Origin of the sequence: Leuconostoc sp. S50, assembly GCF_016624925.1 — a bacterium.
Classification (GTDB): domain Bacteria; phylum Bacillota; class Bacilli; order Lactobacillales; family Lactobacillaceae; genus Leuconostoc; species Leuconostoc pseudomesenteroides.
In genome coordinates this window covers 69,810-84,264 of sequence record NZ_JACVUE010000011.1, presented here as the reverse complement: position 1 = coordinate 84,264, position 14,455 = coordinate 69,810, and the positions used below count along the sequence as shown (strand labels likewise).

At 39.1% G+C, this 14,455-nt stretch carries 14 protein-coding genes; 11 read left to right on the top strand and 3 right to left on the bottom strand.

Annotated features, from left to right (window positions below):
- Window positions 1–942, bottom strand: a 942-nt coding sequence (locus IAE53_RS09235; RefSeq protein WP_200554219.1) for a hypothetical protein, incomplete at its 3' end; no start/stop codon positions are given.
- Between the two features lie 28 nt (window positions 943–970).
- Here IAE53_RS09235 and IAE53_RS11630 point away from each other — a divergent pair.
- From IAE53_RS11630 to deoD, 6 genes are all read left to right on the top strand, one after another.
- Window positions 971–1,567, top strand: coding sequence for an LPXTG cell wall anchor domain-containing protein (locus IAE53_RS11630; RefSeq protein ID WP_200554217.1), 597 nt, complete (start codon window positions 971–973; stop codon window positions 1,565–1,567).
- Window positions 1,568–2,047: 480 nt separating this feature from the next.
- Window positions 2,048–3,400: an L-fucose:H+ symporter permease gene (gene fucP / locus IAE53_RS09225; protein WP_200136323.1), complete on the top strand. Its 1,353-nt coding sequence runs from the start codon at window positions 2,048–2,050 to the stop codon at window positions 3,398–3,400.
- Window positions 3,363–4,382 carry a DUF4432 family protein gene (locus IAE53_RS09220; RefSeq protein WP_188353194.1) on the top strand — a complete coding sequence of 340 codons (1,020 nt, stop codon included), beginning with the start codon at window positions 3,363–3,365 and terminating at the stop codon, window positions 4,380–4,382. The genes fucP and IAE53_RS09220 overlap by 38 nt, the downstream gene beginning before the upstream one ends.
- A 1-nt stretch (window position 4,383) precedes the next feature.
- Window positions 4,384–5,310 (top strand): ribokinase, encoded by a 927-nt coding sequence (rbsK, locus tag IAE53_RS09215; RefSeq protein WP_148423565.1) that lies wholly within the window; start codon window positions 4,384–4,386, stop codon window positions 5,308–5,310.
- A complete protein-coding gene (locus tag IAE53_RS09210; protein WP_200136324.1) occupies window positions 5,307–6,497 on the top strand; it encodes a phosphopentomutase in 1,191 nt (396 codons plus the stop codon). The genes rbsK and IAE53_RS09210 overlap by 4 nt, the downstream gene beginning before the upstream one ends.
- Window positions 6,494–7,201, top strand: a complete 708-nt coding sequence (gene deoD / locus IAE53_RS09205) for a purine-nucleoside phosphorylase (RefSeq protein WP_188353191.1) — start codon at window positions 6,494–6,496, stop codon at window positions 7,199–7,201. Before IAE53_RS09210 ends, deoD begins: the two co-directional genes overlap by 4 nt.
- 48 nt (window positions 7,202–7,249) lie before the next feature.
- On the opposite strand, the gene IAE53_RS09200 is transcribed toward deoD, so the two are convergent.
- The gene (locus IAE53_RS09200; protein WP_188353190.1) at window positions 7,250–7,780 is read right to left on the bottom strand and encodes a TetR/AcrR family transcriptional regulator; all 531 of its coding nucleotides are present in this window, start codon (window positions 7,778–7,780) and stop codon (window positions 7,250–7,252) included.
- A 95-nt stretch (window positions 7,781–7,875) separates the two neighbouring features.
- Between IAE53_RS09200 and IAE53_RS09195 the strand changes: the two genes are divergently transcribed.
- Complete coding sequence (locus IAE53_RS09195; RefSeq protein ID WP_200136325.1) at window positions 7,876–8,670, top strand: hypothetical protein; 795 nt, start codon at window positions 7,876–7,878, stop codon at window positions 8,668–8,670.
- Between the two features lie 75 nt (window positions 8,671–8,745).
- On the opposite strand, the gene IAE53_RS09190 is transcribed toward IAE53_RS09195, so the two are convergent.
- Window positions 8,746–9,363, bottom strand: a complete 618-nt coding sequence (locus tag IAE53_RS09190; RefSeq protein WP_188353189.1) for a TrkA C-terminal domain-containing protein — start codon at window positions 9,361–9,363, stop codon at window positions 8,746–8,748.
- Between the two features lie 199 nt (window positions 9,364–9,562).
- Between IAE53_RS09190 and IAE53_RS09185 the strand changes: the two genes are divergently transcribed.
- The 4 genes from IAE53_RS09185 (at window position 9,563) to IAE53_RS09170 (ending at window position 14,294) form a co-directional block, all read left to right on the top strand.
- Entirely contained in the window at window positions 9,563–10,759 is a 1,197-nt protein-coding gene (locus IAE53_RS09185; protein ID WP_010280032.1) for a glycine betaine/L-proline ABC transporter ATP-binding protein, read from the top strand.
- Window positions 10,746–12,467, top strand: coding sequence for an ABC transporter permease/substrate binding protein (locus tag IAE53_RS09180; protein WP_188353188.1), 1,722 nt, complete (start codon window positions 10,746–10,748; stop codon window positions 12,465–12,467). Before IAE53_RS09185 ends, IAE53_RS09180 begins: the two co-directional genes overlap by 14 nt.
- Window positions 12,468–12,760: 293 nt before the next feature.
- Window positions 12,761–13,060 carry a hypothetical protein gene (locus IAE53_RS09175; protein WP_148423572.1) on the top strand — a complete coding sequence of 100 codons (300 nt, stop codon included), beginning with the start codon at window positions 12,761–12,763 and terminating at the stop codon, window positions 13,058–13,060.
- Window positions 13,044–14,294 (top strand): glycosyltransferase family 2 protein, encoded by a 1,251-nt coding sequence (locus IAE53_RS09170; RefSeq protein ID WP_200136326.1) that lies wholly within the window; start codon window positions 13,044–13,046, stop codon window positions 14,292–14,294. The genes IAE53_RS09175 and IAE53_RS09170 overlap by 17 nt, the downstream gene beginning before the upstream one ends.
- Window positions 14,295–14,455: the final 161 nt, after the last annotated feature.

Here is a 14,455-nt window from a genome sequence, read left to right as displayed (position 1 = left end):
AACATCATTGAGTGATAGTGAATCGACATCAAGTGAGTCAGCAAGTTTGAGCAACTCAGCATCATTGAGTGATAGCACATCGACATCAACATCATTAAGTGATAGCGCATCAACGTCAGTAAGTGACAGTGCATCGACGTCAACATCATTAAGTGATAGTACGTCAACATCAATAAGTGACAGTACTTCGGCGTCAACGTCGGTACGTGATAGTGCATCAACGTCAACATCAGTAAGCGACAGTACATCAACATCATTGAGTGATAGTGCATCAACATCGTTGAGCGATAGTACATCGACATCAACATCATTAAGTGATAGTGCGTCAACGTCAACATCATTGAGTGACAGCACATCGACGTCAACATCAGTAAGTGATAGTGCATCGGCATCAACATCATTGAGTGATAGTGCATCAACGTCAATAAGTGATAGCGCATCAACGTCAACATCGTTGAGCGATAGCACATCAAGGTCAACGTCAGTAAGTGGTAGCACATCGACGTCAACATCATTAAGTGATAGTGTATCAACGTCAACATCGTTGAGTGGTAGTACATCAGCTTCAACATCAGTAAGTGACAGCGCATCGACTTCAACATCAGTAAGTGATAGTACATCAACGTCAACATCGTTGAGTGGTAGTACATCGACGTCAACATCGTTAAGTGATAGCATATCAGCGTCAACGTCATTAAGTGATAGTACGTCAACATCAGTAAGCGACAGCACATCAACGTCAACATCATTAAGTGACAGTACTTCGGCATCAACATCAGTAAGTGACAGCGCATCAACGTCAACATCGTTGAGTGGTAGTACATCAGCTTCAACATCATTAAGTGGTAGCACATCAACATCAACATCAGTAAGTGACAGCACATCAGCATCATTAAGTGATAGTACATCAGCTTCAACATCGGTAAGTGAAAACATTATCATTTCAACTGCCGTTGACCAACCTGAATATGTGGTAGTTGGTAACATCGTGCCAGAAGATGAAAATGGCAACCCAGTGGGACCAGAGATACCCTACGGACCAGTTAAGCCAGGGACAACAGTTGACACACCTTATGGTGATGTTGAAGTACCAGCCAATGGTGGCGATATCATTATTCAAGTCAAGGTAGCCGTTGATCAACCTGAATATGTGTTAGTGGGGTTAGTGGGTAATATTGTGCCAGAAGATGAAAATGGTAACCCAGTTGGACCAGAAATGCCATACGGACCAGTCACACCAGGAACCACGATTGACACCCCATATGGTTCGGTAATTGTACCGGATGCAGGTGGTGATGTTGTCATTGTTGTCAAGGTAGAAACAGATAAAAAATCTCCGATTAGCGACATCAAGGATAACCCAACAACGACACAAGAGGTTGTGCTAACGGTTGCCAGCTCTAATAACGATGGTCAACCAGTCAATATCAATCATAGTGAAAACACAGACAAGCAATTACCAAAAACGAGTGTGTCACAAAATAATGACCATGTTGTAATAAGTGGTTTGATTTTGACAACTTTGTTGGGGTTGCTAGCATTATTGAAAAGAAAAAATAACAACTAACCTAGCGAATTGGTTGAAAAAACAGATTTAGTTAATCATAACTAAACCTGTTTTTTTTGTAATTTATAATAAGTTGAGAATATTTTTAAAAACGAACAATTCTAAAAAATAGTAGGAAATTATTCAAAAATAAAAAAATTTTTTTCGATTACAATGTGAATAAATGTACAAAGCTGATTTAATAGCGATTCTGTTTTTTAAATGTCATTATTTGGGTGTCCCAATTGTTTATTAGCCAAATAATATAATGATAATGAAATGCTTAATAAACTAGATTTCATCGCTACTATTATTATAAATATTAGGAAATGAACATTAGTGTGCAAGCACTTTGTGAAAAAAATACAATGTCATGACTAGCTTTTGAGGAACAGCAGTGCGTTGCTTTGCGAACAAATGTTTGTGAAGACGATTATTGTCATTGTACGTTCAAAAAAGGTCAACTATGCTATGTAAATAGTGACATTGGAGGAAAAAATAATGACAATATTTAAAACAAAAGCAGTTGTTCAGGCAGATGGCTACCTGAACAAAACACCCCCTTTTCAGTTTATTTTACTATCACTCATGTTTCCATTATGGGGGGCTGCAGCCAGTTTGAACGATATTTTAATTACGCAATTTAAAGCAGTGTTTACGCTGTCAAATGTTGCCAGCGCCTTTGTACAAAGTGCATTTTACTTGGGCTATTTTGTATTGGCTATTCCAGCCAGTCGCGTGATTCAAAGAACGAGTTATAAAGTTTCAATTTTAATTGGACTCGGACTGTATATGGTTGGATCGCTATTATTCTTTCCAGCCAGTCAAATGGGCACATATAGCGTATTTTTGATTGCAATATTTGTTTTGGCAACAGGATTAAGTTTTTTGGAAACTAGTGCCAATACCTATTCTAGCTTGTTAGGTCCTAAGCAACATGCCACTCTGAGACTCAATATCTCGCAAACATTTTATCCTGTGGGATCAATTTTAGGTATTATATTGGGAAAATATCTTATTTTTGGCAATGGGAAAAGCTTGGCGCAACAGATGGCAGGAATGAACGCCAGCGAAAAGCTCTCATTTGGCCACAAAGCTTTGGCACACACATTGTTGCCTTATCAACTCTTACTTGTGGTGTTGGGGGTCGCTTTTATTATCTTGCTCTTGACGCAATATCCAAAGAAAAAACACCAGCCGTTAACTGCCGGACACCCAAATGCCAAACTCTTTGACACACTCAAGTATTTATGGCAAAACAAACCTTTTAAAAAAGGCATTCTGGTTGAATTTTTCTATGTTGGTATGCAGACAGCAGTTTGGAGCTTTACGATTCGGCTTGCTTTGACGTTGAATAGTCATTTTAATGAACGATATGCTAGTAATTTTATGATTTATGCCTATGTTGCTTTCTTTGTTGGTAAATTTATTGCCAACTTATTAATACCAAAATTTGGTGCAGGTCATGTTCTTCTGTCGTACGGTGTGATGGGTATTGTGGCGTTGCTCTACGTCACATTGGTACATGATGTTTCAGCATTATATGCCTTAGTGCTAGTGAGTGGGTTGTTTGGACCGGGTTGGGCAACTATTTATTCGGAAACGATTAAGACGGTTCAGGTGCCAAGACATCGTGAGACAGCTGGAGCTATTTTGGTTATGAGCATTATTGGTGGCGCCATTTTACCACTGATACAGGGTGCTGTCGCCGATCTGACGGATATGTCTACAAGTTTCAGCATTGATTTAATCGCTTTTGCCGTTGTCGCTTGGTTTGCCAAGACAATGGTACAGCAAGAAAGAGAGGCACAACAGCATGACACAAAGAATCAATTTGCCGGAGAAGTTATTTGATAAAACACCTTATAACATTTATCAAGATGAGCATTTTACGGTGACGGCCATGCAATATGATACAGGCGTTGCTGGTTTGAAAATAAGTAATAATCGTGGCTACATTGTGATACTACCTTTTCAAGGTTTCATGATTTGGGATGCCGTTTTTGATCAATTATCTCTGAAAATGGCATCGGCATTTGATAAGCCTTATTTAGGAACGCAGGTGACTGATACGTATGGTATGTTTCAATTTACATCCGGCGTTTTAGCCAGCGGTACGCCCAGTGAGACAGATCAGCACCCATTACATGGTGAATATCCGATGACCAAGCTTGACCATATTTATTTAGAATTTGACCAAGATAATATCATAATTGGCGGCGAGTATGAGTATGTAAAAGGATTTGGATATCATTATCGAACCCATAATACTGTTATCATGCACGCAGCTTCAGCATTGATAGATATTGGATTAAAAGTGACTAATCTCAGCAACTATCAAACTATGCCGTTGCAATATTTGAATCATCTCAATTATTGCTATGTTAATGGCGCCACGATGTCAGCTAACGTACCAGAGAATGCACTGAAATTAAGACGATCAATTCCAGCCCATGTCAAGCCGACAGCCAACTGGCGGGCATTTAACAGAGAACTGCAAGCAAGGGGTGAAGTCATTGAGGTGCTAGATGATGGTAGTCGTTTTGACCCAGAAATTGTCTACATGTCAACAGATTTGCGTCCGTTTGTTGACCGAGCTGTTTTTAAAATGTCACTACCAGATGGACCAACATGTGTTACAGCATTTAGCACGAAGGAATTACCGTTTGTTACGAGATGGTTGTTACACAATCCTGATCAACAAGTAGCGGCATTTGCCATTCCAGGTACGAGTCACCCAGATGGACATAACGCGGCTAGTCAGGCAGGCACTTTAATTCACCTTGCGCCTGGTAAAACACAGTCATTTACGGTTACGACTGGAATTGGAGAATAATATGATAAAAGATATTGATGTATTAGTCATTGGATCAAACGTAATGGATTTAATCAGTTATGTTGATCGTTTACCTCATAAAGGCGAGACAGTTGAAGCACCAAGCTTTGAAATGGGATTTGGCGGTAAAGGTGCTAACCAAGCAGTAGCTGCCAGTCGATTGGGCGCTCGGGTTGCGATGCTAACGTGTGTTGGCAACGATAATTTTGGTGTAGAAACACGCGCCAATTTCGTGGCGAATCATATTGACATCAGTGGTGTATTAACAGGGCATCAGAGCAACGGCGTGGCGCCAATTTTTGTTGAAAGTAATGGTGACAACCGTATCTTGGTTGTGCAGGGTGCAAACACTGAACTCACACCAGAAGTATTGTTGGATAAAATCGACTTGATAAAACGGGCAAAGGTTATTGTGTTGCAACAAGAGGTGCCCATGCCAACTAATATTAAGGCCATTCATTTGGCTAAAAAATATAATATTCCGATTATATATAACCCTGCACCGGCTCATAAATTACCGTTGGATGTTTTACCAGCTGTGGATTACCTAATACCTAATGAATCTGAATTAACTGCCATTACCAAAATGCCAGTGTCAACAGTTCAGGAAACCAAAGCTGCTGCGCGACGATTGTTGTCATTTGGCGTGGCAAATGTCATTGTGACAATGGGCGATCGTGGCGCACTTTGGATAACTGCAGGTCAAGAAGCAACATTAGTTGATGGTCAAGATGTCAATGCCATTGATACCACTGGTGCAGGTGATGCGTTTGTCGGGGCATTTGCACATTATTTTGCTCGAGGCGAGTCACTTGAAACTGCGATTATTCAAGCCAATGCTTATGCTGCATTGTCGGTTATGACACGTGGTACGCAAAAATCTTATCCCAGCGTCAGTCATCACATGACAAAGGAGGTGCACGCATGAAGTCTTTCAAACGAATTATGGTCATTGTTTTAGACTCAGTTGGTGCTGGTGCAGCGCCTGATGCAGCTAGCTTTAATGATGTTGGTTCTGATACGATTGGGCATGTTGCGCATGTGTATCATGGTCGGCTTCATTTGCCCAATTTACAAGCAATGGGATTGGCAAATTTGCATCATGGTAGTCTTGAGGGTGTTAGCATCGAAAGTCAACCCATTGGTGATTTTGGTACTATGCAAGAAGTATCCGCTGGCAAAGATAGTATGGATGGTCATTGGGAAATGATGGGTTTGCCTGTTATGCAAGCTTTAGCGACATTTCCGAATGGGTTTCCCGATGAGCTAATCGACAAAATCTCTGAATTTACAAATCGAAAAATTTTGTTGAATCGCCCTTATTCGGGGACAGAAGCACTCAAGGATTATGGTGCTGAACAGATTGTGACTGGGGGACTGATTGTTTACACATCTGGAGACTCGGTGTTACAAATTGCGGCGCATGAAAACGTTGTGCCGGTAGCTGAGCTGTACCGAATTTGTGAATATGTACGTACTTTAGTAAATCAGCCGCCCTATCAAATCGGGCGTGTAATCGCTAGACCGTTTGTGGGTCATGATGCAGGTGATTTTAAACGGACTGCCAATCGTCGTGATTTTTCTCTTAAACCCACTGGGGAAACGGTATTAACAAAGTTACAAAAAATGAGTGTACCTGTGGTTGGCATTGGTAAAGTTCAGGATATTTTTTCCGGTGAGGGAATTGATACGGCTTATCATAATGAAAGCAATGACAATGGCATGGTTCATTTGCAGCATGTGATGGACACGACACCTAATGGTTTTGTGTTTACTAATTTAGTCGATTTTGATGCTATGTACGGGCATCGCAGAGATCCGATTGGTTTTGGACATGCTTTGATGGCATTTGATCAAGAACTTGGTGATGTGTTAGGCAAGATGAATCAGGACGATCTTATTATGGTTACAGCTGATCATGGCAACGATCCAACTTTTCAGGGTACTGATCATACACGTGAGATCGTACCCTTATTGAGCTATTCACCAAGACTGACTCAATGCGGACAGACGTTAGGCAGACGCCGAACATTTGCCGATCTTGGGGCAACGGTTTTGGAAAACTTTGGTGGGCAACTAGATAATGGCACAAGCTTTTTAGGAGAATTACAATGAGTACACATATTGATGCAAAACAAGGTGACATTGCAGAAGTCGTCTTGTTGCCGGGCGATCCCTTACGGGCAAAGTTTATCGCTGAAAATTTTTTGTCGGATGTCACCCAATACAACACGGTTCGTAACATGTTTGGATATACAGGTACTTATCAAGGCGTGCGGGTTAGCGTGCAAGGTTCTGGCATGGGTATTCCGTCGTTGTCAATTTATGCCACAGAGCTAATTCAAGGTTTTGGGGTCAAAAAAATAATTCGCGTCGGCACAGCTGGCGGATTGTTACCTGAGCTAGAAATTGGGGATGTCTTGTTAGCAGAAGGGGCGTCAACGGATTCCAATGTCTTACAAGCAACCTTTGGACAGGCAATCTCTTTTGCACCTTTAGCTAGTTTTGAGTTGTTGTGTCAGGCACATCAATCTGCTAAACAACTTGATATTCCTGTGCGCGTTGGTAATATTTTTGCTGCTGATCGTTTTTATAATGATGAAATTGATAATCATAAATTGGCGCAGTATGGTGTTATGGCTGTCGAAATGGAGTCAGCTGGGTTATTCTTGATTGGCGCTAAATATCATGTTCAAACACTCAGTATTTTGACGGTGAGTGACAATTTAGTGACTCAAAAGTACGCTGATGCTAAAATGCGCGAGACTGCATTTCAGGATATGATGCGTTTGGCTCTGGCAACAGCTGTTGTAGTTTGATTTTGCTACTAAAATAGTGATGCATTTGTTGACAAATGTCATCACTTATCAATTGAGTGCAATCAGTGTGCTAAATATCTTTTTGTTTGTTTCATTTAGTGTTGCTTCAGTTATACGCCCATTACTTTTGAACCAAGTGATATAGGATTTGATTAGCCCAGAAGAAATATAGACATTAACGAGATATTTCTGCTGTTCATTTTGTATATTAAGTGAATCATTTAGTGACACTAATAATAATTCTTCCAGTCGTTGCACTAATTTGTAATGCGCATTATTCAAACAAAGCTGACGGAATCCAACAAAGTTGCTTTTTAAAATACGATCAACAGTCTCGACTAAAGACTGGGGTGTGTTGTGGGAATGATTCAAGTTATTGACCACAGTTTCGTATATTTCATATTGGTATTCATCAAAAATGTCTGAAATTTTGCTGTAATGAATATAAAAAGTTCTACGACTTATGGCTGCATTTTGACATAAATCAACAACGCTAATCTTATCTAACGTCTGATTTTCTAATAAATCGAACAGGCTCTGCCGTAATGATGTTTTTGTTTGTAAAACGCGTTTATCCATTTTTAATACACACTTTCTGATTATTTGTTGCTAAAGTCCTTTAATTAAAGTATATGATACTACACATATAATAAAAATAAAGGAAGTGTTTTGTCATGTGGGATTTTTTTAATGCTATTTTTGCAAGTTATAATGGCACAGGTTATCAGCTATCTGAATTTGTGAAAGCCTTTAGTCCAAGTAATCCGCACTATTATTTAGTGCTGATGATTGGTGGGTTGACCTTTGCCATAGGTTTTATTGAATACATTTATAGTTTTCTACTATTAAAGGTCGAGGGGAGTTCGCCGTATAATATATTGATGCATTCCTATTATTTTGCAATTGACTCAATGGGAATAATTGTTTTTGCTACTGCTTCGCATGCCGTTGGTGGTTTTTGGATATTTACTGCAGCAGCAATAGCAGAAGTAATATGGTCGCTGTTTGAAGTTTATAATCTGATTATGTGTGTCTATGTTGAGAGGGAAGAAATATGGGGTGATATCTCTATCAAAGAAGCGTGGCAACGAGTTGCAGGCTGGGTAATTGTAATGATTGTCACTGTCAACTTATTCAGAGTATTTATGAATGATCCAGCAATGTTTAAATGGTATATTTTCACTAATATCTTAATGGCTATTATGCCAGGGTTATATTGGGAAAAGCGAGGTACGCAGGTTTGGGCATCGTGGGGATTGGCCCTTGTCATATTAGTTGGTACTATTAATTCATTTTTACCAACCAACATGTGGGCGCTCGTCAGTCCCTACTTCTCAATTGCTAATAACCCATGGTTCTATGTGGTAGGTATCGTTGCCATCTTCTTTGCTTTCAGAAATCTTTGGGTATTGAAACATTTACCAAGTAAGAAAGAAGTAATGCCATCTGGTAAAAAATATATCTGGTAATGTCAACCAGTTGATTTTATAAGGACAAAAGCGGTCGCTATCTGATGTTAGCGACCGCTTTTGATGTGAAATATTTTATTGATAGAAGAAATGTTGGACGGCTTGATAACTAGTATCATTGCCAACAAAATATAAAGTGTCGCCGAACTCAATGACAGCATAAGGTCCAGGCGAAACAATCAATTCTTCATTGTGCAAAATGCCGATGACAGTGGCACCGGTATTTTGCCAAAGGTTTAGCCCACCAATTGATTGATTTAACTTTGGACTTGCTTGATCTAACACTAATTCATATGGTGTGAGAGGATTGTGTTGTTGCACACGTTGCGTTTGTTCAAACAAAGTTGATAATGCACCTGATAAATTATCAAGTGCCGATTTTTGCTCGTCAATGAGATCGTTGATTTGAACATGAATATTTTGAATATTAGTTGTTTCTGCTGCCTGATTCAAAAATGACTTGGCTTTTTCCCGTGATAAGATTTCGACGCCACTACCATGAACGGCACGCACAATATCCAAATCTGACAAGACATTAATCGCTTTACGAGCTGTTTCCGCAGACACGCCAAATGTAGTTGATAGCGTCGAGCGCGCATGAAGTTTGGTACCAACACGGTATTCATTATTAACAATTTTTTCTGCAATTAAAAAAGCAATTTTGCGGTAACGCGGTTCTCTGATTTTGGGCATTTTATATTATCCTAATAATTAAAAATTTGACACAAGTGGCAATCTGTGTAAAAATATAAGTTGTCACTTGAAGTAACAACCTGATAATTACAATGGGTTGTCACTTTATTTTATAGTTAAATTCGAAAAGAATCAAGGAGGAATGTGGCACGCGCAGTATTGTTTGATCCCAATAACTGTGTGATGTGCATGCTAAAAAATGTCTAAAGTAGAAATTAAGCATTTAACCAAGATTTTTGGTAAGCGCCCTAAAGCGGCACTCAAAATGGTTAAGCAAAACAAAAGCAAAAATGAAATTGTCGAAAAGACAGGGAGTACAGTTGGTGTCTACGACATTAACATGTCAATTGAAGAGGGCGAAATATTTGTCATCATGGGGCTTTCCGGATCGGGAAAGTCAACGTTAATTCGTTTGTTAAACCGGTTAATTGAACCGACAGATGGGCAATTGTTTATTGACGGTCAAGAAATTACGAATTTGACTAAAAAACAAATGTTATCAATTCGTCGTAAAAAAATGAGCATGGTTTTCCAAAACTTTGGTTTATTTCCACACCGTACCTTACTTGAAAACACAGAGTTTGGGCTAGAAATTCAAGGTGTGCCAAAGGCGCAGCGTCGTCAGCGGGCAGAACAGGCTTTGGATAATGCGCAACTATTGTCATTCAAAGACCAGTATCCTAATCAGCTATCTGGTGGTATGCAACAACGTGTTGGATTAGCTCGTGCGCTGACCAACGATCCCGACATTTTGTTGATGGATGAGGCCTTTTCGGCATTAGATCCGCTAGTACGTGGTCAAATGCAGGACGAATTATTGGATTTGCAGGCTAATGTCCAAAAAACAATTATTTTTATCACGCACGACTTGAACGAAGCGTTGCGTATTGGTGACCATATTGCCATCATGAAAGATGGTCAGTTGCAACAGGTCGGCACTGGAGAAGAAATTTTAACTAATCCTGCTAATGATTATGTTAAGACTTTCGTTGGTGATGTTGACCGTACTAAGGTTTTGACGGCTGATAGCATTATGATTCCGGCATTAACTTCTAATATTTCAGTTGATGGACCCACAGTTGCGCTGCGTAAGATGTCTGCTGAAGAAGTCTCTGGTGTTGTGGCGGTTAATCGTCATCGCCAATTTATTGGTTATTTGTCATCTGAAGCGGCGGTTTCAGCTCGACGTGACAAATTGCCACTGGCTGATGTTGTTGTTGAAATGCCGACCGTCAAGCCAGATACATTGATATCTGATATCATGCCGATTATTTATGATGCACAAACACCAGTAGCTGTTATTGATGATGATAACCGTTTGAGAGGGGTTATCATTCGAGGTGCTGTGCTTAAAGCGTTAGCAGATACGGAAGGAGACGGTGATGACAACGCATAATCTGATAAATATTCCAAAACTTCCGCTTGAAGATTGGGTTAGTGGTTTCGTTTCATGGTTGACGACCAACTTGTCTGGCTTTTTCAATGCGATTCAGCAAGCTGGGCAAGCCATTATGGACACCATCACAAATGCGTTGCTGGCGGTGCCGATGCCATTGATGATTATTGGTATCACAGCGTTAGCATTTGCAATGACCACTAAAAAATATGGTTTCCCCATTTTTGCTGCTTTGGGCTTAATGTTAATTGCTAACCAAGGGCTTTGGTCCGATTTGATGAATACAGTGACATTAGTATTGATGGCATCAGTTGTGTCGTTAATTATTGGTGTTCCTTTAGGTATTTTAATGGCCAAATCGCCAAAAACGGCAGCTGTTGTACAACCTATTTTGGACTTTATGCAAACAATGCCTGGCTTTGTTTACTTAATTCCAGCCGTTGCTTTCTTCGGTATTGGTGTCGTACCAGGCGTGTTTGCCTCAATTATTTTCGCACTACCACCAATGGTTCGTATGACCAATTTAGGTATTCGTCAAGTACCAGTTGATTTAGTTGAAGCTGCAGATTCATTTGGTTCAACCACTTGGCAAAAGCTGATTAAGTTAGAGTTACCAAATGCGAAAAATACAATTTTGGCTGGAGCTAATCAAACAATTATGTTAGCCTTATCAATGGTTGTAACAGCTTCTATGATTGGTGCGCCTGGACTTGGGCGTGGTGTTTTGTCGGCGGTGCAACACGCTGATGTTGGTTCTGGTTTTGTGAATGGATTAGGACTAGTTATTTTAGCCATTATTATTGACCGATTTGCACAAAAGTTCAATACAAAGCCCGGACAAAAAGCGCCACTCAAGCCTTGGCGTCGTTGGACAATTGTCGTTGCTTTGCTGGCTATTGCTGGTGGTGGTGTTGCTAATGCCATGACAACTAGTCAAACGACTGGTCAAAAAATTAACATTGGTTACGTCGAATGGGATTCTGAAGTTGCTTCATCTAATGTTTTGGCAGAATCACTTCGCCAGCATGGTTATGATGTTACTTTGACACCATTAGATAACGCTGTTTTATGGCAGTCATTGGCAAACAACCAAGTTGATGTTTCGGTATCCGCATGGCTGCCAAACACGCACAAGGCGCTATACCAAAAATATAAAAATGATGTGACGCTTTTGGGACCAAACTTAAAAGGCGTTAAAACCGGCTTAGTGGTGCCTGATTATATGTCAGTAAACTCAATTAGTGATTTAACCACTCAAGCTAATAAAACAATCACTGGTATTGAACCTGGGGCAGGAGAAATGGCGACTGCCGAGAAGACGTTGAAGGCTTATCCGAACCTTTCGGGTTGGAATTTGTCGTCGTCATCATCTGGTGCCATGGTGTCTGCTTTGGCTAAAGCCTATAAAAATAAACAAGATATTGTAGTGACGGGTTGGTCACCACATTGGATGTTTGGTAAGTATCACTTAAAGTATTTAGCAGATCCTAAAAACACCTTTGGTTCTGCAGAAACAATTAACACGGTTGTTAGTAAAAAACTCAAATCATCAGATCCAAAAGCCTATCAAGTATTAGACAAATTCCATTGGACAAAAGACGATATGGAGTCAGTCATGTTAGAAATTCAAAATGGTAAATCACCAAAACAGGCGGCGGCTGATTGGATTAAAAAACACAAAAAGTTAGTTGATAGTTGGTACCAATAATTACCATCAACAATTAAAAAGTTTGACTTGTTGTATCAAAGCAATAGGTCAAACTTTTTTTGACGTCATTATTGCCGAGAAACGAACTAATAAAATTATTACGCTTAAAAATAGTCATATAGTTCATTATTAATTCGTATCTCTTCACAATTTCTTGGTCTTCAAGTCGTCAATCGCTCAAATTCAATTGTTATCATTATTGTATTAGTTAAACAAGCACTCATAAATTTGGTCACATGATGTGTTTGTAAAGATAATGATATCGCATTTGACAATAATATGGAGAATTTAAGATGGAAAAAAGTAATAAACAAAAAGTAAGAACACGATTAACGATTGGCGCAATTATCATGAGTGCTATGGTATGGCTACTATTCATCATATTTGCACACCACTCGTATGTAATGTTATCAGAAGGCTTTATCAATAGTGTTGGTTTTCCGTTTCATCCTAATTTGAATACTGTTGCGTTAATCAAACAAGTTCTTCTGGTAGCCACAGCAGTAACATTAGTATATACAGGGTTGATGACATTGAGTCATAATTTAGCAGTTAAGAAAGTGAGAAGTACAAAAAATGCCATTAACAATTGAAATTATTTTAATCATTTTAGCGATTTATCCTGTTTTAGGGGCACTTAAATGGTCGTGTGGTTTACTCTTTTATTTAATTTTGAGTAAGAGAAATCATGAATTTCAAAAGCAAAATCATGATTTAGATGAAGTTTTTGCTGTTATTCCTGCTTATAATGAGGAAAAAACCTTGTTGACAACGATTGAGTCAGTCAAAAACCAAGGACTCGATAATGATCATATTATGGTGATTGACGACAACAGTAATGATGAAACTGTCAAGATTGCCACAATGGCAGGTGTTAGAGTTTACACTAAAAACGAAAACAAGGGGAAGGCTGATAGTCTTAATTATGCAATCAAATTAATTGATGAATTAGCTGATCCTAATAAGACCGCTTATCTGCTCTCAATTGATGCTGATACGATTCTGCAAGCTAATGGTGTGCAACGATTATTAGATTATTTTTACGGGCATAATTATGGCGGTGTGACAGCTAATATGGATGTTGCCAATCGCGAAAATGCGTTAGCAAAGTCTCAAGTTGTCGAATTTAGCTCAATTGTTGGTATTATCAAACGTGCGCAAGTCGCTATGACGGGCACAATGTACGCTTATTCCGGCGCAACAACATTGTATGCAATGGCTGCTTTAAAAGAGGTTGGTGGTTTCAGAGAAGATCGCGCGACTGAAGATATCAGTATAGCGTTCGATCACTCTTTGAATGGCTATGATGCTGGTTTTGCTCCAGATGTTAAATTCTATATGAATGTGCCAACAACGTTAAAAGATTTATACCGCCAGCGAAAGCGCTGGGCAAAAGGTGGTATTGAAGTATTATTTACCAATTTATTGACATCAATTAAGCGTCCAAAAATTATTATGATGTTATTTGATCAATTTTTAACGATTGCTTGGTCGTTTTCGTGGTTGATTATGTCAATTTATTTATCATATCGAGTGGTTACAGAATTTTTGAGCGGTGATTTTTATGCGCTAGGTGGAACTATTGGTATTGCGTTGATTGTGATGACATTACAAATCGTTGTGGGAACGGTGCAAATATTTATTGCATTGTTAGTTGATGATAATGCTAGAAAAATGAAGTACTTTGTTTTTGCGCCACTGTATTTATTGTTTTATTGGATCGTTAATCCTTTGACAATTATTACACAATTCGTTCCAGCGTTGTTATCGGTGTATGCCGGCATGGGTAAGGGAACGTGGAAATCTCCGGAAAGAAGTGTTGGTTAAAGTAGTAGTTCAGTCAATAAGGTAGTGATTTCATATCACTACCTTATTTTGTGATAATATTGTATTTTTGATAAAGCGTAATGGTGTATTACAACGTTTAGGTATATATGTTACAATATAAGTATCATACTAATTATAAAAGTAATCATTTTTATTCTTTT

Excerpts from the sequence above, each read along its gene's own strand:
- IAE53_RS09220 (WP_188353194.1), top strand. The coding sequence starts at position 3,363 with ATGACACAAAGAATCAATTTGCCGGAGAAGTTATTTGATAAAACACCT.
- IAE53_RS09195 (WP_200136325.1), top strand. The coding sequence starts at position 7,876 with ATGTGGGATTTTTTTAATGCTATTTTTGCAAGTTATAATGGCACAGGT.
- IAE53_RS09210 (WP_200136324.1), top strand. The coding sequence starts at position 5,307 with ATGAAGTCTTTCAAACGAATTATGGTCATTGTTTTAGACTCAGTTGGT.
- IAE53_RS09175 (WP_148423572.1), top strand. The coding sequence starts at position 12,761 with ATGGAAAAAAGTAATAAACAAAAAGTAAGAACACGATTAACGATTGGC.
- rbsK (WP_148423565.1), top strand. The coding sequence starts at position 4,384 with ATGATAAAAGATATTGATGTATTAGTCATTGGATCAAACGTAATGGAT.
- IAE53_RS09200 (WP_188353190.1), bottom strand. The coding sequence starts at position 7,780 with ATGGATAAACGCGTTTTACAAACAAAAACATCATTACGGCAGAGCCTG.
- fucP (WP_200136323.1), top strand. The coding sequence starts at position 2,048 with ATGACAATATTTAAAACAAAAGCAGTTGTTCAGGCAGATGGCTACCTG.
- deoD (WP_188353191.1), top strand. The coding sequence starts at position 6,494 with ATGAGTACACATATTGATGCAAAACAAGGTGACATTGCAGAAGTCGTC.
- IAE53_RS09170 (WP_200136326.1), top strand. The coding sequence starts at position 13,044 with ATGCCATTAACAATTGAAATTATTTTAATCATTTTAGCGATTTATCCT.
- IAE53_RS09185 (WP_010280032.1), top strand. The coding sequence starts at position 9,563 with ATGTCTAAAGTAGAAATTAAGCATTTAACCAAGATTTTTGGTAAGCGC.
- IAE53_RS09180 (WP_188353188.1), top strand. The coding sequence starts at position 10,746 with ATGACAACGCATAATCTGATAAATATTCCAAAACTTCCGCTTGAAGAT.
- IAE53_RS09190 (WP_188353189.1), bottom strand. The coding sequence starts at position 9,363 with ATGCCCAAAATCAGAGAACCGCGTTACCGCAAAATTGCTTTTTTAATT.